We start from the raw sequence: 24,233 nt of genomic DNA on the forward strand, positions 1-24,233 counted from the left end.
AACGACGCTTGTCGGGAGAGAGATACACAATGGCACTCATTAGCATGCGCCAGATGCTGGACCACGCCGCCGAATTCGGTTACGGCGTTCCGGCTTTCAACGTCAACAACCTCGAACAGATGCGCGCCATCATGGAAGCGGCCGACAAGACCGACTCCCCGGTGATCGTCCAGGCCTCGGCCGGTGCCCGCAAATACGCCGGTGCCCCGTTCCTGCGCCACCTGATCCTGGCTGCCATCGAAGAATTCCCGCACATCCCGGTGTGCATGCACCAGGACCACGGCACCAGCCCTGACGTCTGCCAGCGTTCGATCCAGCTGGGCTTCAGCTCGGTGATGATGGATGGCTCGCTGCGTGAAGACGGCAAGACCCCGTCCGACTACGACTACAACGTCCGCGTGACCCAGCAGACCGTGGCATTCGCCCACGCCTGCGGCGTTTCCGTGGAGGGCGAGCTGGGTTGCCTGGGCAGCCTGGAAACCGGCCAGGCCGGTGAAGAAGACGGCGTCGGCGCCGAAGGCATCCTCGATCACAGCCAGATGCTGACCGACCCTGAAGAAGCTGCGGACTTCGTCAAGAAGACCCAGGTCGACGCCCTGGCCATCGCCATCGGCACCAGCCACGGCGCCTACAAGTTCACCAAGCCGCCTACCGGCGACATCCTGGCGATCGACCGCATCAAGGCGATCCACCAGCGCATTCCGAACACCCACCTGGTGATGCACGGTTCGTCCTCGGTTCCACAGGACTGGCTGGCGATCATCAACGAGTTCGGTGGCGACATCAAAGAGACCTACGGCGTGCCGGTCGAAGAGATCGTCGAAGGCATCAAGCACGGCGTGCGCAAGGTCAACATCGACACCGACCTGCGTCTGGCCTCCACCGGTGCGATCCGTCGCTTCCTGGAGCAGAACAAGTCCGAGTTCGACCCGCGCAAATACTTCGCCAAGACCGTCGAAGCCATGCGTGACATCTGCATCGCCCGTTACGAAGCCTTCGGCACTGCCGGTAACGCCTCGAAGATCAAACCGGTCTCCCTGGACGAGATGTACCTGCGCTACGCCAAGGGCGAGCTGGCCGCCAAGGTCAACTGAGTTCTCCTTGCTTCATGGGAAAGGGACCGTTCGCGGTCCCTTTCTGCTTTTTGAGCTTCAAGCTGTAAGCTGCAAGCCGTAAGAAAAGCAAACCTGCTTCGGCTTGAAGCTTGCCGCTTGCAGCTTGCCGCTCAAAAAAAGACCGTTAGTCGGCTCATTATCTGTTGGCCTTGTGCCAGCTTTAGATTTGTAACACTCGGGTCTAGAGTGGAAGGCGGCAGAATTTCAATTGGAATACTGACGCTCGTTGCCACATAGAGAAGCAGCATGGAATGCGCTCAAACCCCCATACAAGAGGGCGCGTCAACACTACTGGTGGTTGATGACTACCCGGAGAACCTGATCAGCATGCGTGCCCTGCTGGCGCGTCAGGACTGGCAGGTGTTGACGGCGTGCTCGGGCATCGAAGCCCTGAGCACCTTGCTCGAACATGAAGTCGACCTGGTTCTGCTCGATGTGCAGATGCCGGGGATGGACGGCTTCGAGGTCGCTCGCCTGATGCGTGGCAGTCAGCGCACGCGCCTCACCCCGATTATCTTCCTCACCGCCAACGAGCAAAGCCAGGCCGCCGTGCTCAAGGGCTATGCCAGCGGTGCCGTGGACTACCTGTTCAAGCCTTTCGATCCGCAGATCCTCAAACCCAAGGTGCAGGCCCTGCTCGACCAGCAGCGCAACCGCCGCGCCTTGCAGCGCCTGACCCGCGACCTGGAAGCGGCGCGGGCCTTCAATGCCTCGGTCCTGGAAAACGCCGCCGAAGGCATCCTGGTGGTGGCCGAGGATGGCACCATCCGTTTCGCCAACCCGGCGATCTCGCGTTTGCTGATGGCCTCCGTCGAACAGCTCCAGGGCGCCTGCCTGCTGGACTACGTGCTATCGCCGACCTGCATCCAGTGGCGCGAGTCGGCGTTCTACCAGGCCTATCTGGAGCGGGATATCTATCGGCTGCATGACGCGGTGCTCAGCACCAGCAACGGTGAGGCCCTGTCGGTGGCGCTGTCCTGCGCGCCGTTGCCCGGCGAGCAGCGGGCCATGGTGGTCACGGTGCTGGACATGTCGGTGGTGCGCAGCCTGCACCAGCAACTGGAGCAGCAGGCGGTCACCGATCCGCTGACCGGGCTGCTCAACCGCCGCGGCTTCTACCAGGCGGCGGAAAGTGCGCTGGTGCGCAGCGAACATTCGGACAAGCATCATGCCCTGATGTACCTCGACCTCGACGGTTTCAAGCGGGTCAACGACTCCCTGGGACACGAAACCGGCGACCAGGTGCTGCACTGGGTGGCCGAACAACTGAAGGAATGCCTCGGTGGCCACGGCATCCTTGCGCGCATGGGCGGCGACGAGTTCACCGCGCTGCTCGACGACCTCGACTACCCGGAACAGGCGGCGCGCTTTGCCGAGAAGTGCATCGAGCGCATGTCGATCCGTCAGCACATCGATGGCCTGGAGGTGACGCTTGGGGTCAGTATCGGCATCGCCGTCTACCCCGACTGCGGCGCCAATGTGGATAACCTGCTGCGTGCCGCCGATACGGCGATGTACGCGGCCAAGCAGGCCGGGCGCCAGCAGTACCGCTACTACGATCAGGACCTCAACGGCCGCGCCCGTTCGCGGTTGATGCTCGAAGACAGCGTGCGTGCGGCTGTGGATAACCAGGATTTCACCCTGGTGTTCCAGCCCCAGGTCGCTTTTGCCGACGGCCGCCTGCGCGGTTTCGAGGCGTTGCTGCGCTGGCGCCACCCGAGTGTTGGCGATGTGCCGCCGGGGCTGTTCCTGCCCTTGCTGGAAGAAGCGCGGCTGATCAACCGTCTGGCCAGCTGGATCTATCGCCAGGGCGCCGAGCAGCGGCGCCTATGGTGCGGGCATTTCCCCGACGAACTGACCCTGGGCATCAGCCTCAGCAAAGTGCAGTTCGGCATGCCCAACCTGGTCGAGGAACTCGGCCAGGTCATCGAGGCGGCGGGGCTGTCGGCCAGCCAATTGGAAGTGGAAATCGCCGAAACCTCCCTGACCGACAATCTCGACGCGGCGCAACGCCAGTTGCACAAGCTGCGCGACCTGGGCGTGCGCGTGGCGCTGGACGACTTCGGCGCCGGGGACTGCTCGCTGCGCCTGTTGCGCGACCTGCCGATCGATACCCTCAAGCTCGACCGCCACCTGGTGGCGCTGCTGCCGGAGTCCGAGGCCAACATGGCGCTGGTGCGCTGCGTCATCGAACTCTGCCAGCAGTACAACATCAGCGTGATCGCCGAGGGCGTGGAAACCGCGGAACAGGCGGCCTGGCTGCGCGAGCATGGCTGCCAGTACGTGCAGGGCTTCCTGGTGGCGCGGCCGATCACGGCCGACGAAGCGGGGCGTTTCCCGGCGTTTTTTGACTGGCACTCGTTGTAGTTGGGTACACTGCGGCCTTCGTTTCGTCGTCCGCAGCCACCATGACCGCCCTCAAGTACCTGCAAGCCTACCCGCCCGCCCTGCAAGACCAGGTGCGCCAGCTGATCGCCCGCGACCAGTTGGGCGACTACCTGCAAAAGCGTTATCCGGGCCGGCATGGAGTGCAGAGCGACAAGGCGCTGTACGGCTACGCCCAGGCGCTTAAGCAGGAGCACCTGCGCAATGCGCCGAATCTCGACAAGGTGCTGTTCGACAACCGCCTCGACCTGACCCATCGGGCGCTTGGCCTGCACACGGCGGTGTCGCGGGTGCAGGGCGGCAAGCTCAAGGCGAAAAAGGAAATCCGCATCGCTTCGCTGTTTCGCGATGCGGCGCCGGAGTTCTTGCGGATGATCGTGGTGCACGAGCTGGCGCACCTCAAGGAGGCCGATCACAACAAGGCCTTCTACCAGCTCTGCGAATACATGCAGCCCGGCTACCATCAACTGGAGTTCGACCTGCGTGTCTACCTGACCTGGCGCGACCTGCCGGGCAATCAGTGAGTCAAGGAAGCCTTTGCATGGAAGTGAGCAAGACCAAGAGCAGTTTCTACCGTCGGTTGTACGTCGCCTGGCTGATCGACAGCCAGACCGCCGCCAGCGTCCCCGCGCTGATGGCCGCTACCGGCATGCCCCGGCGCACGGCGCAGGACACCATCGCCGCGCTGGCGGACCTGGATATCGTCTGTGAATTCGAGCAGCAGGCGGGGGCGAGGAACCATGCCGGGAACTACCGGATCCGCGATTGGGGGGCGATCGACAAGGGCTGGATCATCCAGAATCTGCGGGTGATTCGGGAAGTTCTTGGTTATCCCTGACTCAACACTATTTCTGCCCTGTGGATAACCCCTGTGGGAGCTGGCTTGCCAGCGATTTGGTCAGATCAGGCAACATCATTGCTCATGCCGGCCTCATCGCTGGCAAGCCAGCTCCCACAGGGTTTTGTGAAAGCCCTCTAGATCCTGCGCATACCAATGTGCGGAATCCCGTCCTCAAGATAAGCTTCCCCCACCACCTCGAACCCATGCTTGCGGTAATACCCCTGCAAATGCGCCTGGGCCGAGAGGTACACCGGCACATCCGGCCAGTTCTCCTGCGCTTCTTCCAGCGCCCGCACCATCAACTCATGCCCCAGCCCCTGGCCACGCCCTGATTCGGCGATCACCACCCGGCCAAGCACCACGTCGCCGCCCTGGGACGTCGGGTCGAGCAAGCGCAGATACGCCACCAGCCGGTCATCCTGCCAGGCCATCAAATGGCAGGTATCCCCGGACAGATCCTGGCCATCCAGGTCCTGGTACGGGCATTTCTGTTCCAGCACGAACACTTCGTTGCGCAGCCGAAGCACGGCGTAGAGCTGTTCCTTGCCAAGGTCGGTGTGATGTTTGCAGAGCCAATCGATGGACATGGGGAAATCTCTCAGTGGGTACGCGCCCGAGGATAGCCACTTGGGGCTTTCTGTCGAGGGCCGATCTGTAAGCAAAACCGGCAAGAATAGAGGCACATAGCTATTATTTGCTTCTCCCACCCGGACGCATGTTTGTGTAATTTAGCGGCATTGCACTTCCCAGCGGTCAAACCACAACGCGGAGCACACTCCGCTATAGGATTTGAGCATGCCCTTGCTCCGAGTCTTGTGTTTGCTTGGAATGTTGTCAGTTACCCCGGTTCATGCAGAAAAACTTCGCCTGGTCGCCGATGCCTGGCCGCCCTTTACCGATGCCAACATGGAGCAGGGCGGGCTGGCCACGGCCCTGGTCAGGACGGCGCTGGAGCGCGCCGGCTACGCCAGCGATTTCGAGCAGGTGCCCTGGGCGCGGGCCCTGGTGGGGATCGGCGACGGTCGCTACGACGTGCTGGTCAACGCCTGGTACAACGACTCGCGCACCCGGATCGGCGAGTTCTCCAAAGGCTACCTGGCGAACCGCATCCGTTTGCTCAAGCGCAAGGCCGATGCGATTCACTACGAGCGCCTGTCCGACCTCTATCCGCACAGCATCGCGGTGGTCCGCGACTACGCCTATTCCGCCGAGTTCGATAATGACCTGCGCCTGCAGAAGGTCCCGGTGCGCAGTTTCCCCGTGGCCATCGGCATGCTCGCCGCCGGGCGGGTGACCCTGGCGGTGGAGGACGAGTACGTTGCCAGCTGGTTCCTGCAGCAAGCACCAAGCAACGCCAAGGACCAGGTCGAGTTCTTCGGCAAGCCGGTCAGCGAGAACAGCCTGCATATCCTGGTCAGCCTCAAGCATCCGCAGCACGCGCAGATTGTCGCGGCCTTCGACAAGGCCATCGGCGCGATGAAGGCCGATGGCAGCTACGCGCGGATCCTCGAGCACTACGCCTTCAGGCCTGGGTCCCCTTGATCAGGTGCGCGGCCAGGGTGCGCAGCGGGCCGAGGTGACGGGCGATCAGGGCCAGTTGGGTCTGCACCGTCCGCAGGTTCTCGTCCATCTCTTCGGGCATCTGCTCCAGTTCGATGGCCAGGGCTTCCTCGGCGTCGCTATGGATCGCCACCGGCTGCTTGCCGGCAAGGCCCGTGGCGATCTCGTCGAGGCTCGCCGCCAGTGTTGCCGCCGCGCCGTCGATCAACTGTGCATGGGCTTCGGCGGGCAGGGTGCTTTCGCGGTGCGCACCGAGGGCCGAGAGGTAGCTGAGCAGGGTGTGGGACAGCACCAGGAAGCGGAAGCCGGTATCCGCTTCTTTTCTGAAGTGGCCCGGCTCCATGAGCATGTTCGACAGGGTGGTCGAGAGCGCCGCATCGGCGTTGTGCGCATTGCGCCGGGCCAGGCGGTAGGCGAGGTCGTCCTGCTTGCCCTGGGCGTACTGCTGCATGATCTGGCGCAGGTACAGGCTGTTGCAGGTCAGGGTGTTGGCCAGCACCTTGTTCAGCCGCCGGCCCTGCCAGTCCGGGAGGAACAGGAAGACCGCGAGGATCGCGATCAGGCTGCCCACCAGGGTATCGAACAGGCGCGGCAGGAACAGGCCGTAGCCGTCGCCGATCTGGTTGAAGCAGAACAGCACCATCAGGGTGATCGCTGCGGTGGCCAGGGTGTAGCGGGTGGTCCGGTTGACGAAGAACACCACCCCGGCCGCCACTGCGAACAGCGACTGGATCACCGCGTTGGGGAACAGGTCGAACAGCGCCCAGCCCACCGTCAGGCCGATGGCCGTGCCGATGATCCGCTGCACCAGTTTGCGTCGCGTCGCCCCGTAGTTGGGCTGGCAGACGAACAGGGTGGTGAGGATGATCCAGTAGCCCTGGGTCGGGTGGATCAGGTGCACCATGCCGTAGCCGATCGACAGGGCCAGGGGCAGGCGCAGGGCGTGGCGGAAGATCAGCGAGGTGGGCGTCAGTTGCAGGCGCAGGCGGGTCCAGACGTCCTTGAGGTTGCGTGGCGAGCGGTCGAGCAGGCTGGAGTCGGTGTTATCGGCCAGGTTGTCCGGGTTGCTGGCGTCGCTGATCAGGCGGTCGAGGGTCGCCAGGTTGGCGGCCAGGGCCCGCAGCGAGCGGAGCAGGCCGCGCCAGGCCGGGTTGCTCTGGATGCGCAGGTGTTCCAGCGAGGCGTGCAGGTCTTCCAGGGCCTCGGCGAAGTTGCTGTTGAAAACGAACGGCTGGCGCAACTGGATCGACGTCGATAGCTGCTGGCAGGCGCTGCCCTGCTGGCGCAGCAGGCGCTGGCAGCGGAACAGAACGTCGCTGTGGAAGAAGGCTTCGGTCAGGGCGTTGTACGGGTAGTGCGAGGAACTGGCCCGCTCGTGGATGTCCTGGGCCAGGAAGTACAGCTTCAGGTAGCGGCTGACCTTCGAGCTGGGCCGGCCATTGCCGACCCGGTGCAGGATGATTTCCTTGGCGCTGTTCAGCGCCGCCACCACCTTGCCGTTCTGCTGCGCCAGCTCCAGGCGCCGGGCTTCGACGTCGAGGCCGCGGATCGGCTCGAACAGAGTGGCCTTGAGCTTGAGGTAGGTGCCCAGCTCGCGGAACAGCCGGGCCAGGCTCTGCTGCACCGGCTGGTTGGAGAACAGCGCCTGCCACAGCACCGAGAGCAGCCCGTACCAGGCCGCGCCGGCCACCAGCAGCAGGGGTTCGTGCCAGAAATCGGCGACCTCGCCGCCGCGCTGGTCCACGCCGATCATGGTGTAGACCGAGAGGATCAGCGTGGCCTGGGCGATCGCCCCGTAGCGCTCGCCGAGGGCGCCGAGCATGGTCAGGCTGAAGGCCGCCAGGGCCATGGAGATCACGAAGATCCACGGATAGGGGAACAGCAATTCCACCGACAAGGCGGCGACGGTGAAACACACCAGGGTCACGGCCAGGGCATTGAGGCGGCCTTGCCAACTGTCATCGGTTTCCGCCAGGGCGCTGGCGATGATGCCGAGGAACAGCGGGATCAGCAGGTTCATCTGATCCTGGTACCAGCACAGCGCCATGCTGCCGGTCAGGGCGATCAATACCCGGATGCTGTAGCTGAACTTGTCCAGCGCCCACAAGCGACGCAACGATTGGCGGAAGGAAGAGGAAGACATGATCGACGACGGGCCTGCCGGGCGGGGTTCTGAAGTGAGCGGTCAGCGCGACGCAAAGCCGTCGCGCTGCTCACGTACAGCAAAATGCGTTCCGTGATAGCCGCTGATTCTAGACGAACTGCGCCGCCGCGTAAGCAGAGGCCCAGGCCCATTGGAAATTGAAACCGCCGAGGTGGCCGCTGACGTCCAGTACCTCGCCGATAAAGTACAGGCCGGGGCTTTTCAGGGACTCCATGGTCTTCGAGGACACCTCGCGGGTGTCGACGCCGCCGAGGGTCACTTCGGCGGTGCGATAGCCTTCGGTACCGGCCGGAACCAGCTGCCAGGCGCCCAGCTTGTCGGCGACCTGGGCCAGCTCGGCCGGGGTGTACTGCTTCATCGGCTTGGAGACGAACCAGGTCTCGGCCAGCAGGTTGGCCATCTTCTTGGTGAAGATCTCGCCGAGCAGGGTCTTCAGCTCGCTGTTGGGGCGTTCGGCCTGTTGCTGTTGCAGCCAGGCCAGGGCGTCGTGGTCCGGCAGCAGGTTGATTTCCACGCTGTCACCGGCTTCCCAGAACGAGGAAATCTGCAGGATCGCCGGGCCGCTCAGGCCGCGGTGGGTGAACAGCAGGTTCTCGCGGAAGCTGGTGCCGTTGCAGCTGGCGATGCAGTCCACCGAGGTGCCGGACAGCTCGGTGCACAGGGCCTTGAGCTGGTCGGTGATGGTGAAGGGCACCAGGCCGGCGCGGGTCGGCAGCAGGTTGTGGCCGAACTGGCGGGCCACCTGGTAGCCGAAGCCGGTGGCACCGAGGGTCGGGATCGACAGGCCGCCGGTGGCGATCACCAGGGACTGGCACTGGAACGGGCCGGCGCTGGTGGCCAGCTGGTAGCCGTAGGCGGTCTTTTCGATCTGCTCGATGCGGGTGTCCATGCGCAGGTCGGCGCCGGCGCTGGCACACTCGTCGAGGAGCATCTGCAGGATGTCGCTGGACTTGTTATCGCAGAACAGCTGGCCGAGCTTCTTCTCGTGATAGGGCACGCCGTGCTTGGCGACCATCTCGATGAAGTCCCACTGGGTGTAGCGGGCCAGGGCCGACTTGCAGAAATGCGGGTTCTGCGAGAGGAAGTTGGCCGGCTCGGTGTACATATTGGTGAAGTTGCAGCGCCCGCCGCCGGACATCAGGATCTTCTTGCCCGGTTTGTTGGCGTGGTCCAGCAGCACGACCCGGCGGCCGCGACAGGCGGCGGTCAGGGCGCACATCAGGCCGGCGGCGCCGGCGCCGATGATGATCACATCGGTGGAGTACATGAAATTTCTCTAGTGACTGTCAGGGCCCTATCGCTGGCAAGCCCGCTCCCACAGGGTTAGCGGTGCACGCGGTCCTTGTGGGAGCTGGCTTGCCAGCGATGAGGCCCTCAAGAATTCAGATGATCCGGACCTTGAGCGAGCGCCCCTTGATCTTGCCGCTGTTGAGCCGCTGCATGGCCTGCTTGGCCAGGGCCCGCTCCACCGCGACGAAGGCCTGGAAGTCGAAGATGGCGATCTTGCCGACTTTCTTGCCGTCGATCCCGGCATCGCCGGTCAGCGCACCGAGAATATCGCCCGGGCGCAGCTTGTCCTTGCGCCCGGCAGCGATGCACAGGGTCGACATCACCGGCACCAGCGGTTCGCCGGCCTTGCTCTTGAGGCTGTCCAGTTGCTCCCAGCGCAGCGGTTTCTTCTGCAGGTCTTCGATGGCCTTGGCGCGATGGCCTTCGGCCGGGGCCACCAGGCTCACCGCCAGGCCCTTCTCGCCCGCCCGGCCGGTACGGCCGACACGGTGCACGTGAATCTCCGCATCCCGGGCCAGCTCGACGTTGATCACCATGTCCAGGGCATCGATATCCAGGCCGCGGGCGGCCACGTCGGTGGCGACCAGCACGGACAGGCTGCGGTTGGCGAACACGGTCAGGACCTGGTCGCGGTCACGCTGCTCCAGGTCGCCATGCAGCGCTTCGGCGGCGATGCCCTTGGCCTTGAGGTGATCCACCAGCTCCTGGCACTGCTGCTTGGTGAAGCAGAAGGCCACGCAGGACTGCGGGCGGAAATGCCCGAGCACGCGGGTCACCGCGCTCATGCGGTCTTCGGCGTCGATCTCGTAGAAATGTTGCTCGATCTGGCTGTCGTCATGCAGCGCCTCGACCTTGACCTGCTGCGGGTCACGCAGGATCGACGACGCCAGTTGCTTGATCCCGGCCGGGTAGGTGGCGGAGAACAGCAGGGATTGGCGGCGCTTCGGGGTCTGCCCGACGATATCGGCGATGGCGTCGAAGAAGCCCATGTCGAGCATGCGGTCGGCTTCATCGAGGACCAGGGTGTTGAGCCCGTCCAGCACCAGGGTGCCCTTGCTCAGGTGCTGCTGCACCCGGCCCGGCGTACCGACGATGATGTGCGCGCCGTGCTCCAGCGAGGCGATCTGCGGGCCGAGGGACACGCCGCCGCACAGGGTGAGGATCTTGATGTTGTCCTCGGCCCGGGCCAGGCGACGCAGTTCCTTGGCGACCTGGTCGGCCAGCTCGCGGGTCGGGCACAGGACCAGGGCCTGGCAGCCGAAGTAGCGCGGGTTGATCGGGTTGAGCAGGCCGATGCCGAACGCGGCGGTCTTGCCGCTGCCGGTCTTGGCCTGGGCGATCAGGTCCTGGCCCTTGAGGATGACCGGCAGGCTCTGGGCCTGGATCGGGGTCATCTCGGTGTAGCCGAGGGCATCCAGGTTGGCCAGCATGGCGGCGGACAGCGGCAAGGTGGCGAAAGCGGTGGCGTTGGTGGTCACGAGGCGGGCCTGGAAAACAAAATGTCGCGCAGTGTACCAGCCTCATGGCCATTCGCCCTAAGGCTCCATGGGGGCTTCCTGACGAGGGGCACGTCGCCCGTCGTTCTTGCCCAGTTGCATGAAGATCGCCGCCGCCAGCATCGCCATCAGGCCGATGGTGACGAAGGTCAGCTGGAAGGCGCCGAGGGTGGTTTCAACGCCCTCGGCGCTGCCCGCTGCGGTGAAACCGCCGAGCAGCGCGCCGGCACAGGCCACGCCCAGGCTCAGGGACAGCTGCGCGACCACCGAGAGCAGGCTGTTGCCGCTGCTGGCGCTGGCGTCGTCGAGGTCGATCAGGGTCACGGTGTTCATCGCGGTGAACTGCATCGAGTTGATCGCCCCGAGCAGCCCCAGTTGCACCAGGAGTACGGCGTGCGGGGTGTTCTCGTCCACCAGGCCGAGGCTGGCGAGCATGACCCCCAGCAGCAGGGTGTTACTGGTGAGGATGGTGCGGTAGCCGAAGCGTTCGATCAGTGGCCGGGCGATGGACTTGGCGAGCATCGCCGCCGCTGCCAGCGGAATCATGCTCATCCCGGCTTCGGCCGGCGAATACCCCAGCGCCACCTGCAACAGCAGCGGTACCAGGAAGGGCAGGGCGCCGCTGCCGAGGCGGGCGAACAGGTTGCCGAGGATGCCGACGGAGAAGGTCCGCACGCGGAACAGCTTCGGCGAGAACAGCGGGTCCTCGATGCTTCCGGCCCGCAGCCAGTAGGCCGCCAGGCAGGCCATGCCGGCGAACAGCAGGAGCATCACCCGCAGGTGCGGCAGGTGCAGCTCGCCCAGGCCTTCCATGGCGATGGTGATCAGCACCATGGCTGCGCCGAACAGCACGAAGCCGATGCCGTCGAAGCGCGTGCGCGACGAGCCGCGCAGGTCGGGAATGTACTTCCACACCGCATAGCAACCGAGCACGCCCACCGGCAGGTTGAGCAGGAAGATCCAGTGCCAGCTGAGGATTTCCACCAACCAGCCACCCATGGTCGGGCCGATCAGCGGGCCGAGCAGACCGGGGATGGTGATGAAACTCATGATCCGCACCAGCTCCGAGCGCGGGTAGGCGCGCAGCACTACCAGGCGGCCCACCGGCAGCATCAGTGCACCGCCGAGGCCCTGGATGACCCGCGCCGCGACCAGCATGCCCAGGCTGTTGGCGGCGGCGCAGAGCAGCGAGCCGAGGCTGAACAGCAGGATCGCGCCGAAGAAGATGCGCTTGGTGCCGAAGCGGTCGGCGATCCAGCCTGAAGCGGGGATCAGCAGGGCCACGGTGAGCATGTAGGCGATGATCACCGACTGCATGCGCAGCGGGTCTTCCGCCAGGTCCCGGGCCATGGCCGGCAGCGCGGTATTGAGGATGGTGCCGTCGAGGGACTGCATGAAGAAGGCGATGGCCACGACCCACGGGATCCAGCGGGCGGTGGTGGGGTCGAGGGCGATACGGTCTGGCATGGAATGTCCTTGCATGCGCGGTCCCTGTGGGAGCTGGCTTGCCAGCGATGAGGCCAGTCCGGACAACATCGTTGCCATGGCCGGCCCTATCGCTGGCAAGCCAGCTCCCACAGGGACGGTGGTGCTTTTCAGAGCGTCAGGGTAAGCCGTTTGACCAGCGCCCCCGGCAAATGACTCGATCCGGTCTGCCGCTGCCCGTAGGTGCTGGCCGACAACAGCATCTCCCGTTCCCGTGTCAGCGCTTCCAGTTGCGTGCCCAGGAGACTGTAGACGCTGTCATCGAAACGCATGGTGCTCACCGGTGCCTGGATCTCGCCATTCTCCACCCAGAAACAGGCGAAGCGGGTCAGGCCGGTCATGCGCGCCGCCGGCTGGTCCGAGTAGTTCAGGTACCAGAGGTTGTTGATATACAACCCGGTGCCCAACTGCCGCAGCACATCCGCCTGGGCCAGGTCGCCCGCCGCCATGCTCAGCGCGTTGGGATACTCCCAGGCCTCGGCACCATTGGCCGGGCGCTGGAATTCGACGGCGCTGCGGGCACTGGTCAGTTGATCCTGCGCATGCCCCTGATCGATCAGGCGCAGGTCGCTGCGCGGATAGCCTTCACCGGAAAACGCCGGGCTGATCGAGCCGCTGACCTGCTCGGCGATGCTCAACAGCGGGCTGAGCCCGGCTTCGCCGGCATACAGCCGCTGCAACGGACTGTTCCGGGTGGCGATCGCCTGTGCGGAAAAACCACCCCAGCCAATCAGCCCGACGATATCCTCCAGCGCCGCCGGGGCGAAGTAGGCGCGGTATTGCCCGGGCGCCAGGGTCTTCAGCGGGCGGCCGAGGTAGTCCAGTTGCTCGCGGGTGCGGGCCAGGCGCCGGTCGAGTTCCTGCGGGTCCCAGTCCTGCCCGGCATAGTTGGCCTTCACCGCCTGCCCGTTGGCGTGGAACAGGCTCCAGTCGAAGTTGAAGCTATTGGCCTGGTGCCAGCCAAACGCCCCGTGGGAACTGGCGAAGCCCCGGCAGATCGGCCCGGCCGCGTAGATGCCGACCAGGTCCAGATCCCCCGCGCCGGCTTCGATCCGTGCCAGCACCTCGGCGCTGTCGGGCAGTGGCGCCTGCTGCTGATGCTGGCTGTCCCAGGCCTGTTCGTTGAGTTGCAGATATGGGTCCGGCGGGATCAGCGGCAGCGTCTGGCGCAATTGCTCCAGGGCCGCGGCCAGGTGCTGGCGATCGATCTCGGGGTCGCCGCTCAGGGTCAGGTGCAGGTCGGCCTGGCGTCCGTCGGCAATCAGTTTGAGGTCTACCGACGATTGCTGGACATCACCCGCCTGGCGCACCTTGGCGTGGTTGAAGCGAATGAACTGCGAATGCTCGCCGGCATAGCTCAGGGTGATATGCTCGGGGGCCTGGACATGGGCGCGCAGCCATTCGACCAGGTTTTCGAAACTGTGCAGGAAATGATCAGCCATCAGGCGTCTCCTCCGAATACGTCGATCTGGCTGAACACACAGGCCGGCGAGGCATGGCCGACCCGGACCACCTGGTTCGGCTCGCCCTTGCCGCAGTTGGGCGTGCCGAGCACCTGGAAGGTATCGGCATCGCCGACCGCGCTGAGGTTGCGCCAGAAGTTCGAGGAAATGCCGCGGTAGTTGGGGTTCTTCACCACGCCCTTGAGCTCGCCGTTCTCGATCAACTGGCCCCATTCGCAGCCGAACTGGAACTTGTTGCGCGCATCGTCGATGGACCAGGAGCGGTTGGTGCGCATCAGGATGCCGTTCTCGATGCCGCCGATCAGTTGCTCCAGGGACTTGTCCCCGGGCTCGATATTGAGGTTGGCCATGCGGTCGATGGGCGCGCGGTTCCAGTTGCAGGCACGGCTGTTGGCAACGCCGTCGAGCCCCGAGCGGAACTGCGACAGCGCCCCGCCCAGTGGCCGCACCAGTACGCCGTCGCGGATCAGGAACTGCCGGGTCGCCGGGGTGCCATCGTCGTCATGCCCGTAGCTGGCCAGCTCTTCGCGGATCTCCGGGTCGAAGGTCACGTTGAGCAGGTTGGAGCCGTATTGCAGATGGCCGAAGTCGCTGGCCTTGACGAAGCTGGTGCCCGCGTAATTGCGCTCGTCGCCAAGGATGCGGTCCAGCTCCAGCGGGTGGCCGATGGACTCGTGGATCTGCAGCATCATCTGGTCCGGCATCAGCAGCAGGTCGCGCACGCCGCTGGGCGTGTTGGGCGCCAGCAGCAGCTGCAGGGCCTCGTCGGCGATGCGCTTGCCGGCGCCCAGCAGGCCGCAGCGCTGGATCACCTCGAAGCCGCCTTGCTGGCCGAAATTGTCCCGGCCAAGGGTGCGGGTCTGGCTATCGCTGCCGTCGAAGGCGGTCACGCCGAAGCCGGGGAAGACCAGGCGCTGGGCGCGGCGCAGTTCGGCGCCGGCGCTGTTGAGGTAGATCTGTTCCACCGTGCTCAGACCGAGGCTGACCTGCCAGTTCACCAGGCGTTCGTCCGCCGGCACCGAGGCCGACTCCTGGTTGAGCAGATCGAGACAGTCGGCGAGGGACGGGAAGGCGCTGTCCATCCCGGGCGACAGGTAATCGGCGCGGGCCGTGGCAACGGGCTGGTCGCGCAGGTCCAGCAGGGACTGCGCGGCGATCTGCCGGGCCAGCGCTTCGGCGCGGTCGAGCGCCTGTTGCAGGCCGTGCTGCGAGAGGTCGGCGGTGGCCGCATAGGCCTCGACCCCGCTGACCCGCACCGTGAGCATGGCGCCTTCGTCACGGCTCAGGCTGGGCGGTTCGGCGACGTTCTTGCGTACTGAAAGCTGCTGCCGGGACTGGCGCACATGGCGCAGGGAGAAAAACTCGCCGCCGCTGCGCAGCGCGGCGAAGCGCTGACGCAACAGCGTGGTGGAATCGAACATGCGCGGAGCTCCTGATTGGAGGTGGCTCCCCGTCAGAACCACCCTTCCTGCATGCCCGGGCAAGTGTCGTCACGTGCTTCGAGCAAGGTGAGCTCATTATGGCAGGGCGGTACTTCCCAGGTGAGGAAGAATCGCGCCGCCTGCAACTTGCCTTTATAGAAGTCGCGGTCCGCCTCGCTGGCCGTGGCCAGGCCCTCCTCGGCGCGGATCGCCTGTTCCAGCCAGCGCCAGCCGATCACGCAATGCCCGAAGGCCTTCATGTACAGCGCCGAGTTGGCCAGGGCGGCGTTGACCTTGCCGCTCGCCATGTCGCCCAGCAGGCCCAGGGTCACGCTTTGCAGGCGGTTCAGCAGTTGCTCCAGCGGCTGGCGCAGGGCGTCCAGTTGAGGGTGCTGGTGGGCGCGCTCGCAGGTACCGGCGATCAGGCGCACCAGTTGTTTCAGCCCGGCGCCGCCGTTCTGTGCCAGCTTGCGCCCGAGCAGGTCGAGGGACTGGATACCGTGGGTGCCTTCGTGGATCGGGTTCAGGCGGTTGTCGCGGTAGTACTGCTCCACCGGGTACTCGCGGGTGTAGCCATGCCCGCCGAGGATCTGGATCGCCAGTTCGTTGGCCTTGAGGCAGAACTCCGAGGGCCAGGACTTGACGATCGGGGTCAGCAGGTCGAGCAGTTCGTGGGCCTGCTGGCGCGCTTGCGGCGTCTCGGCGGTTTGCGTGTCGTCGAACAGCCGCGCCGCATACAGGCCCAGGTCGAAGGCGCCTTCGACGTAGGCTTTCTGGGTGAGCAGCATGCGCTTCACATCGGCGTGGGCAATGATCGGCACCGCCGGGGTGGACGGGTCCTTGTTATCCAGCGGACGACCTTGCGGGCGCTGGCGCGCATAATCGAGGGAGTACAGGTAGCCGGCGTAGCCCAGCATCACCGCGCCCATGCCGACGCCGATGCGCGCTTCGTTCATCATCTGGAACATGCAGGCCAGGCCCTGGTGCGGCTTGCCCACCAGATAGCCGACGCAGTTGCCGTTATCGCCGAAGTTCAGCGCCGTCGAGGTCGTACCGCGCCAGCCCATCTTGTGGAACAGCCCGGCCAGGGTCACGTCGTTGCGCGGGCCGAGGCTGCCATCGGCATTGACCAGGAACTTGGGCACGATGAACAGGGAAATGCCCTTCACCCCGGGTGGTGCATCCGGCAGCTTGGCCAGGACCATATGCACGATGTTTTCCGACAGCGGATGGTCGCCGCCGGAAATGAAGATCTTGTTGCCGCGCAGGCGGTAGCTGCCGTCGGCGGCAGGCTCGGCACGGGTACGGATATCCGCCAGTGACGAGCCGGCATGGGGTTCGGTCAGGGCCATGGTGCCGAAGAAGCGGCCGTCGATCATCGGCTGGAGGAACAGGCGTTTCTGCTCCTCGCTGCCGAAACTCTCGATCAGGTTGGCGGCGCCCATGGTCAGGAAAGGGTAGGCCGTGGTCCCGGCGTTGGCGGCCTGGAAATGGGCGAAACAGGCCTGGGACAGCAGGGTTGGCAGTTGCATGCCACCGGCTTCGAAGTCGCGGTTGGCGTTGAGGAAGCCGGCTTCGAGGAAGGCGTCCACTGCGGGCTTCACTTCCGGAATCAGCAGCGCCTCGCCGTTCTCGTAGCGTGGCTCGTTCTCGTCGCCCTTGCGGTTATGCGGGGCGAAGTACTTCTCGGCGATGGTCCGGGCCGTGGTCAGCGCGGCGTCGAAGGTCTCGCGGCTGTGCTCGGCGAAACGCTCGCGGCGGGTCAGGGCTTCGGCATCCAGCACTTCATAGAGTTCGAACGCCAGGTTGCGGGCGCTGAGCAGGGTCTCGGTCATGGCGGCGGTCCTTGAGTCGGTGTGGGGCGAGTCTAGGAGGCGGAAGAGGGGGATGCACAGGGAAATAGGTTTGGGTGATGGTGGGGTAGAAGGGGGGCTTGTCTGGAGAGGGTGTTGGGGCTCGTAGGTGCATGTCGATCTATCTTCAGCGTACTTGAGATCGAGCGCCGCCCGCGCGGCGCTCGATCTCGAGGGCGCTGCAAGAGCGTCGTCATGCACAGCGATGCGCCGCAGGGCTAAAGGCGAGCGCTTTCTGGGCAACAAAAAACGGGGCGGGTCTTGCGAGCTTCCTTCAGAAGTCCACAAAACCCGCCCCGCCTCATTCCCTTCCGACTATCAGCCGATAGTCATCAGGCTCGCATTCCCCCCCGCCGCAGCGGTGTTCACGCTCAACGCTCGCTCGATCACCAACCGCTCCAGCGCCACCGCAGTCTCACCCGACGACAGGCCATGCACCCCAACGATCGCGCCCGGACGCTTGGCGATCTGCTCGCAGATGCCGCGCAACTGGTCGGAGTCGCCGTGGTGCAGGACGGCGTCGAACTGCACGTCGTCCTTGTTCCAGTCGCTGACCAGCTTGATCCGCGCCTGGACGTCCTTCGGCAGGCGCGAGCGCACCGATTTGCCCGGCTCGCCTTCCAGCACCACGGCCGAGCTGCCCACCGCCAGCACCGCCGCCAGTTGGGTCAGCAGGTCGGCTTCGTTGTCGGCCAGGCACAGCACGTGCTCGCGCGGCAGGATGCTGTAGCTGTTGCGCTCGCCGGTCGGGCCGGCCAGCAGGCGGGTGATGCCGCTCTGGGACTGACGGGCGAACTGCTCGCAGGTCTGCACCAGGTCGTTCTGCTGGGCACTGCCTGCCCAGGCCTTGAAGGCTTCGAACGGCTTCAGCAGAACTTCGCGCAGGCGGCTGTCCGGGTTGTTGCCGGCATCGCCACGCTGGAACGATTGCTCGATGGCATCCGCCGGACGGGTCGACAGCAGGCGGTACAGGTACAGCGGGCCACCGGCCTTCGGACCGGTACCGGACAGGCCTTCGCCACCGAACGGCTGCACGCCGACCACGGCACCGACGATGTTGCGGTTGACGTAGACGTTACCGGCATGGGCGTTGTCGATGACCTTGGCGATGGTCTCGTCGATGCGGGTGTGCACGCCGAGGGTCAGGCCGTAGCCGGTGGCATTGATCTGCTCGATCAGCTGGTCCAGGTCCTTGCGGTTGTAGCGCAGTACGTGCAGTACCGGGCCAAACACTTCGCGCTTCAGTTCGTCGAGGTTTTCCAGTTCGATCAGGGTCGGCATGACGAAGGTGCCGCGCTTGCATTCGACGCTGTCGGCAATCGCCACTTGATAGACCGGGCGGCCTTTCTCGCGCATGCCCTGGATGTGCTTCTCGATGCCGGCCTTGGCTTCGGCGTCGATCACCGGGCCGATATCCACCGAGAGGCGCTCCGGGTTGCCCAGGCGGCTTTCGGCCATGGCGCCCTTGAGCATTTCGATCACGCGGTCGGCGGAATCTTCCTGCAGGCACAGGACGCGCAGGGCCGAGCAACGCTGGCCGGCACTGTCGAAGGCCGAGGAGACCACGTCGATCACTACCTGCTCGGTCAGCGCCGAGGAGTCGACGATCATGGCGTTCTGGCCGCCGGTTTCGGCGATCAGCGGGATCGGCCGGCCCTGGCTGTCCAGGCGACCGGCGATATTGCGTTGCAGCAGGCGGGCGACTTCGGTGGAACCGGTGAACATCACGCCCTTGACGCGATCGTCACCGACCAGGCGCGCGCCGACGGTTTCACCGCGGCCCGGCAGCAGTTGCACCACGCCTTCCGGAATCCCGGCGTCGAGCAGCAGGCGCACGGCCTGGGCGGCGACCAGCGGGGTCTGTTCGGCCGGCTTGGCCAGCACCGGGTTGCCGGCGGCGAGGGCGGCAGCGACCTGGCCGCTGAAGATCGCCAGCGGGAAGTTCCACGGGCTGATGCACACCACCGGGCCCAGCGGGCGGTGGGCGTCGTTGCTGAAGTCGTTGCGTGCCTGCACCGCGTAGTAGCGCAGGAAGTCGACGGCCTCGCGGACTTCGGCAATGGCGTTGGCGTAAGTCTTGCCGGCTTCGCGGACCAGCAGGCCCATCAGCGGCTGGATCTCGGCTTCCATCAGGTCGGCGGCGCGTTCGAGGATCGCGGCGCGCTCGGCCGGCGGGGTGGCCTGCCAGATCGGTGCGGCGTTCAGCGCGCACTGGATGGCGTTGTCGACATCGCCGACCGTGGCTTCCTGGACGTGGCCGACCACATCACGGTGATCCGCCGGGTTGAGGACCGGCGCGGCCGCTTCCTGGCTGGCGGCGCAACCCAGCAGCGGCTCGGCTTTCCACGGTGTGTGGGCGCTGGCGAGGAGGGCGCAGGACAGCGAGGCCAGGCGGTGTTCGTTGGCCATGTCGATGCCGGCCGAGTTGGCCCGCTCGCTGCCGTACAGGTCACGCGGCATCGGGATGCGCGGGTGCGGCAGGCCGACGCTGCCCTCCTGGGTGGCCATGCGTTCGATGGTCGCGACCGGGTCGGCCACCAGTTCCTGGATCGAGATCGAGTGGTCGGCGATACGGTTGACGAAGGAGGTGTTGGCGCCGTTTTCCAGAAGGCGGCGGACCAGGTAGGCCAGCAGCGTTTCATGGGTACCGACCGGGGCGTATACGCGGCACGGACGGTTCAGCTTGCCATCGGCGACCTTGCCCACGACCTGCTCGTACAGCGGCTCGCCCATGCCGTGCAGGCACTGGAATTCGTACTGGCCCGGGTAATAGTTCTGACCGGCGATATGGTAGATGGCCGACAGGGTGTGGGCGTTGTGGGTGGCGAACTGTGGGTAGATGACTTCCGGCACCGACAGCAGCTTGCGTGCGCAGGCGATGTAGGACACGTCGGTGTACACCTTGCGGGTGTACACCGGATAGCCTTCCAGGCCCTCGATCTGCGCGCGCTTGATTTCGCTGTCCCAGTAGGCGCCCTTCACCAGGCGGATCATCAGGCGGTGGCGGCTGCGGCGGGCCAGGTCGATGACGTAGTCGATCACGTGCGGGCAGCGTTTCTGGTAGGCCTGGATGACGAAGCCGATACCGTTCCAGCCGGTCAGTTGCGGTTCGAAGCACAGGCGCTCAAGCAGGTCCAGCGACAGCTCCAGGCGGTCGGCTTCCTCGGCGTCGATATTCAGGCCGATGTCGTATTGCTTGGCCAGCAGGGTCAGGGACAGCAGGCGCGGGTACAGCTCTTCCATCACCCGCTCGTACTGGGCGCGGCTGTAGCGCGGGTGCAGGGCCGAGAGTTTGATCGAGATGCCCGGGCCTTCATAGATGCCGCGGCCGTGGGACGCCTTGCCGATGGAGTGGATGGCCTGCTCGTAGGACGCCAGGTATTTCTGCGCGTCGTGCTCGGTCAGTGCGGCTTCGCCGAGCATGTCGTAGGAATAGCGGAAGCCTTTCGACTCGAACTTGCTCGCATTGGCCAGGGCCTCGGCGATGGTTTCGCCGGTGACGAACTGCTCGCCCATCAGGCGCATGGCCATGTCGACGCCCTTGCGGATCATCGGTTCGCCACTCTTGCCGATGATGCGGCTGAGGGACGAGGTCAGGCCGGATTCGTTGTGGGTGCTGACCAGCTTGCCGGTCAGCAGCAGGCCCCAGGTGGCGGCGTTGACGAACAGCGACGGGCTGTTGCCCAGGTGCGGCTGCCAGTTGCCGGTGCTGATCTTGTCGCGGATCAGGGCATCGCGGGTGCCCTTGTCGGGGATGCGCAGCAGGGCTTCGGCCAGGCACATCAGGGCCACGCCTTCCTGGGACGACAGGGAAAACTCCTGCAGCAGGCCCTGGACGATGCCGGCACGGCCGCTGGCGCTCTTCTGGTTACGCAGTTTTTCCGCGATGCCGGCGGCCAGCTTGTTGGTGGCCTCGGCCTGGGCGGCCGGCAGGCGCGCCTGCTCCAGCAGCATCGGCACCACTTCCTGCTCGGGGCGGCGGTAGGCGGCGGTGATGGCGGCGCGCAGCACGGACTGCGGCAGGATGCTTTCGGCGAATTCGAGGAAGCACTGGTGGCTGTGGTCGGGCTGCACGTCGCCCGCGTCGTCGCCATTGTGTCCGGCCTGACCGTTGAGTTCGGTCAGGGTGGCGCCACCCTCCAGCTTCTCCAGGTAATTGAAGATCGCTTGCTTGATGAGCCAGTGCGGCGTGCGGTCGATGGACTGCGCAGCGGCCTTCAGTCGCTCACGGGTAGGGTCGTCAAGTTTGACCCCAAGGGTGGTCGTCGCCATTTCTTATCCTCGTTATTGCCACTGGGCCGTGGCTAAGCTGGCGCCAAGATTAGCGGTGCGCGTTTCCGGGTGCAACCTAGTGCAACCCAATTTTTTCCGGGCGGCGGTGCAACTCGTCCGGCGGCGGAAAACCCCACGACAGAAACGGCTTTAAAGCGTGCATTCGCTTATGAAAAGGGCTTTTCTTGCTCCAAATAGGAGCAAAAACACGCTGTTGTCGGATTTTTCATACAAGGTGCAACTACCTTTGTAAAAAAGGTTGCACCGTATTCGGGTTGTGGCATAGGGTTCGCGGCCTGGGTGCAACCCCGCCGAGGGTTGTTGCTACATAAAAACAAACGCCAGGGCGCAACATATGACTGCAAGCAATCCCATCACGATCACTTTTGTGATCTATATCGCGGCAATGGTGCTGATCGGCTTCATGGCCTATCGCTCCACCAAGAACCTCTCCGACTACATTCTCGGCGGCCGCAGCCTCGGCAGCGTGGTGACCGCGCTCTCCGCCGGTGCCTCGGACATGAGCGGCTGGCTGTTGATGGGCCTGCCGGGCGCCATCTATATGTCGGGCCTGTCGGAGGCCTGGATCGCCATCGGCCTGACCGTCGGCGCCTACCTGAACTGGCTGTTCGTTGCCGGCCGCCTGCGCGTGCAGACCGAACACAACGGTGATGCGCTGACCCTGCCGGACTACTTCGCCAGCCGTTTCGAGGATCAAAGCGGCCTGCTGCGGATCATCTCCGCCGTGGTCATCCTGGTGTTCTTCACCATCTATTGCGCGTCCGGCATCGTCGCCGGTGCTCGTCTGTTCGAAAGCACCTTCGGCATGTCCTACGAGACCGCCCTGTGGGCCGGTGCCGCTGCGACCATCGCCTACACCTTCGTCGGCGGTTTCCTCGCGGTGAGCTGGACCGATACCGTGCAGGCCGGCCTGATGATCTTCGCCCTGCTGCTGACGCCGATCTTCGTGCTGCTGGCGACCGGCGGCGTGGACACCACCTTCCTCGCCATCGAAGCGCAGAACCCGGCGAACTTCGACATGTTCCGCAATGCCAGCTTCATCGGCATTATCTCCCTGATGGGCTGGGGCCTGGGCTACTTCGGCCAGCCGCACATCCTGGCGCGTTTCATGGCGGCTGATTCGGTGAAATCCATCGCCAATGCCCGTCGCATCTCCATGACCTGGATGATCCTGTGCCTGGCCGGTACCTGTGCCGTGGGCTTCTTCGGTATCGCCTACTTCTCGGCGCATCCGGAAGTGGCCGGTCCGGTCACCGAGAACCATGAGCGTGTGTTCATCGAGCTGGCGAAGATCCTGTTCAACCCATGGATCGCTGGTGTCCTGCTGTCGGCCATCCTGGCGGCGGTGATGAGCACCCTGAGCTGCCAGCTGCTGGTCTGCTCCAGCGCCCTGACCGAAGACTTCTACAAGACCTTCCTGCGCAAGAATGCCTCGCAGCTGGAGCTGGTCTGGGTCGGTCGCCTGATGGTCCTGGCGGTTGCGCTGGTTTCCATCGCCCTGGCGGCCAACCCGGATAACCGCGTACTGGGCCTGGTTGCCTACGCCTGGGCTGGCTTCGGTGCCGCCTTCGGTCCGGTGGTGCTGCTGTCGGTACTGTGGAAAGGCATGACCCGCAATGGTGCGCTGGCTGGCATCGTGGTCGGCGCCCTGACCGTGATCCTGTGGAAGAACTACTCGGGCAGCAGCCTGTACGAGATCATCCCGGGCTTCATCTTCGCCACCATCGCCATCGTGCTGGTGAGCCGGATGGGCCGCGCGTCGTCCAGCATGATTGCGCGCTTTGAAAAGGCCGATGCCGACTATCACGCCAACAAGTGATCGCTGACCCCGGTTGAAACGGCGGCCCGCCTCTTCGAGAGAGGCGGGCCGCTGTCGTTTCAGCGGGTGCAACCTGACGACTGCGGCGTGACAAGGTAAACTTCCCGGCCCCTCAGGAGTTGCCATGAACTATCGTCACGCCTTCCACGCCGGCAACCACGCCGACGTCTTCAAGCACATCGTGCTCACCCGCCTCATCGCCCTGATGTCGCGCAAGGAGCAGCCATTCGCCTATATCGATACCCACGCCGGCCTCGGTCTGTATGACCTGCAGGGCGACCAGGCGACCCGTACCGGCGAGTGGATCGAAGGCATTGGCCGGCTCTGGGGGCGTGAGGACCTGCCGGATATCACTGCGGACTACCTGCGCATCGTCAAGCGCCTGAATGCCGATGGCGAACTGCGCTACTACCCCGGCTCGCCCGAGCTGGCGCGGCGCATGGCGCGCCAGCAGGATCGCGTGCTGCTCAACGAGAAGCACCCGGAAGACGGGCGCCTGCTCAAGGACAACATGAAGAAGGACCCGCGGGTCGCCGTGCACCTGGGCGAAGGCTGGCATGTGCCTCGTGCGCTGCTGCCGGTGCAGGAAAAGCGCGCGGTGATGCTGATCGACCCGCCGTTCGAGCAGCCGGACGAGCTCAAGCGCTGCTCCAACTCGATGAAGGAGGCGATCGGTCGCATGCGCCAGACCGTCGCGGCGATCTGGTATCCGATCAAGGAGCAGAAGCAGTTGGTGCGCTTCTACCAGGACCTGACCAGTACCGGCGCGCCGAAATTGCTGCGGGTCGAACTGTATGTGCACCCGCAGGACACGCCGCAGAGCCTGAATGGCTCGGGCCTGGCGATCGCCAACCCGCCTTGGGGGCTGGAGGACGAGTTGCGCGAGTTCCTGCCGTGGCTGGCTGAATGCCTGGGGCAGACGGGCGGTAGCTGGCGGATGGATTGGTTGATCGCTGAGTAATCCTGGCTGTTGTGTTGTTCTTGAGGGCCCCATCGCTGGCCAGCTCCCACAGGGTTTTGCGGTGCATGCGGTCCCTGTGGGAGCTGG

At 65.0% G+C, this 24,233-nt stretch carries 16 protein-coding genes; 7 read left to right on the top strand and 9 right to left on the bottom strand.

All coding sequences use genetic code 11. The features are described from left to right. Positions 1 to 29: 29 nt before the first annotated feature. The 4 genes from fba (at position 30) to AC2CQI_RS22630 (ending at position 4,338) form a co-directional block, all read left to right on the top strand. Positions 30 to 1,094 carry a class II fructose-bisphosphate aldolase gene (fba, locus tag AC2CQI_RS22615; RefSeq protein ID WP_075804831.1) on the top strand — a complete coding sequence of 355 codons (1,065 nt, stop codon included), beginning with the start codon at positions 30 to 32 and terminating at the stop codon, positions 1,092 to 1,094. Positions 1,095 to 1,361: 267 nt separating this feature from the next. Then, positions 1,362 to 3,482, top strand: coding sequence for a putative bifunctional diguanylate cyclase/phosphodiesterase (locus AC2CQI_RS22620; RefSeq protein ID WP_484577929.1), 2,121 nt, complete (start codon positions 1,362 to 1,364; stop codon positions 3,480 to 3,482). 41 nt (positions 3,483 to 3,523) lie between these two features. Continuing rightward, the gene (locus AC2CQI_RS22625) at positions 3,524 to 4,024 is read left to right on the top strand and encodes a M48 metallopeptidase family protein (RefSeq protein WP_484577930.1); all 501 of its coding nucleotides are present in this window, start codon (positions 3,524 to 3,526) and stop codon (positions 4,022 to 4,024) included. 17 nt (positions 4,025 to 4,041) lie between these two features. Beyond that, complete coding sequence (locus AC2CQI_RS22630; RefSeq protein ID WP_075804828.1) at positions 4,042 to 4,338, top strand: winged helix-turn-helix domain-containing protein; 297 nt, start codon at positions 4,042 to 4,044, stop codon at positions 4,336 to 4,338. 137 nt (positions 4,339 to 4,475) lie between these two features. Here the strand turns inward: AC2CQI_RS22630 and AC2CQI_RS22635 are convergent, their stop codons facing one another. Beyond that, the gene (locus AC2CQI_RS22635; protein WP_484577931.1) at positions 4,476 to 4,928 is read right to left on the bottom strand and encodes a GNAT family N-acetyltransferase; all 453 of its coding nucleotides are present in this window, start codon (positions 4,926 to 4,928) and stop codon (positions 4,476 to 4,478) included. A gap of 208 nt (positions 4,929 to 5,136) precedes the next feature. On the opposite strand from AC2CQI_RS22635, the gene AC2CQI_RS22640 reads away from it, so the two are divergent. After that, positions 5,137 to 5,883, top strand: a complete 747-nt coding sequence (locus AC2CQI_RS22640) for a substrate-binding periplasmic protein (protein ID WP_484577932.1) — start codon at positions 5,137 to 5,139, stop codon at positions 5,881 to 5,883. Here the strand turns inward: AC2CQI_RS22640 and yccS are convergent. The 8 genes from yccS to putA form a co-directional block, all read right to left on the bottom strand. Continuing rightward, positions 5,864 to 8,044, bottom strand: a complete 2,181-nt coding sequence (gene yccS / locus AC2CQI_RS22645; RefSeq protein ID WP_075804825.1) for a YccS family putative transporter — start codon at positions 8,042 to 8,044, stop codon at positions 5,864 to 5,866. The two genes, AC2CQI_RS22640 and yccS, sit on opposite strands and share 20 nt — an antisense overlap. 109 nt (positions 8,045 to 8,153) lie before the next feature. After that, complete coding sequence (locus AC2CQI_RS22650; RefSeq protein ID WP_484577933.1) at positions 8,154 to 9,332, bottom strand: BaiN/RdsA family NAD(P)/FAD-dependent oxidoreductase; 1,179 nt, start codon at positions 9,330 to 9,332, stop codon at positions 8,154 to 8,156. Positions 9,333 to 9,447: 115 nt separating this feature from the next. After that, positions 9,448 to 10,785, bottom strand: coding sequence for an ATP-dependent RNA helicase DbpA (gene dbpA, locus AC2CQI_RS22655; protein ID WP_484580657.1), 1,338 nt, complete (start codon positions 10,783 to 10,785; stop codon positions 9,448 to 9,450). Positions 10,786 to 10,890: 105 nt separating this feature from the next. Continuing rightward, entirely contained in the window at positions 10,891 to 12,318 is a 1,428-nt protein-coding gene (mdtD, locus tag AC2CQI_RS22660; protein ID WP_075804823.1) for a multidrug transporter subunit MdtD, read from the bottom strand. A 128-nt stretch (positions 12,319 to 12,446) separates the two neighbouring features. Then, positions 12,447 to 13,778 (bottom strand): TldD/PmbA family protein, encoded by a 1,332-nt coding sequence (locus tag AC2CQI_RS22665; protein WP_484577934.1) that lies wholly within the window; start codon positions 13,776 to 13,778, stop codon positions 12,447 to 12,449. Continuing rightward, positions 13,778 to 15,220 carry a TldD/PmbA family protein gene (locus AC2CQI_RS22670; protein WP_484577935.1) on the bottom strand — a complete coding sequence of 481 codons (1,443 nt, stop codon included), beginning with the start codon at positions 15,218 to 15,220 and terminating at the stop codon, positions 13,778 to 13,780. Before AC2CQI_RS22670 ends, AC2CQI_RS22665 begins: the two co-directional genes overlap by 1 nt. Before the next feature lie 32 nt (positions 15,221 to 15,252). Continuing rightward, positions 15,253 to 17,055 (bottom strand): acyl-CoA dehydrogenase, encoded by a 1,803-nt coding sequence (locus AC2CQI_RS22675; RefSeq protein ID WP_484577936.1) that lies wholly within the window; start codon positions 17,053 to 17,055, stop codon positions 15,253 to 15,255. A 336-nt stretch (positions 17,056 to 17,391) separates the two neighbouring features. Continuing rightward, on the bottom strand, positions 17,392 to 21,345 hold the full coding sequence (gene putA, locus AC2CQI_RS22680) for a trifunctional transcriptional regulator/proline dehydrogenase/L-glutamate gamma-semialdehyde dehydrogenase (RefSeq protein ID WP_484577937.1): 3,954 nt from the start codon (positions 21,343 to 21,345) through the stop codon (positions 17,392 to 17,394). Positions 21,346 to 21,700: 355 nt separating this feature from the next. On the opposite strand from putA, the gene putP reads away from it, so the two are divergent. Together putP and AC2CQI_RS22690 are read left to right on the top strand one after the other, a co-directional pair. Beyond that, a complete protein-coding gene (gene putP, locus AC2CQI_RS22685; RefSeq protein ID WP_075804816.1) occupies positions 21,701 to 23,185 on the top strand; it encodes a sodium/proline symporter PutP in 1,485 nt (494 codons plus the stop codon). 124 nt (positions 23,186 to 23,309) lie between these two features. Continuing rightward, positions 23,310 to 24,146, top strand: a complete 837-nt coding sequence (locus AC2CQI_RS22690) for a 23S rRNA (adenine(2030)-N(6))-methyltransferase RlmJ (RefSeq protein WP_075804815.1) — start codon at positions 23,310 to 23,312, stop codon at positions 24,144 to 24,146. Positions 24,147 to 24,233 lie beyond the last annotated feature (87 nt).

Source organism: Pseudomonas sp. P2S-1 (assembly GCF_057197725.1).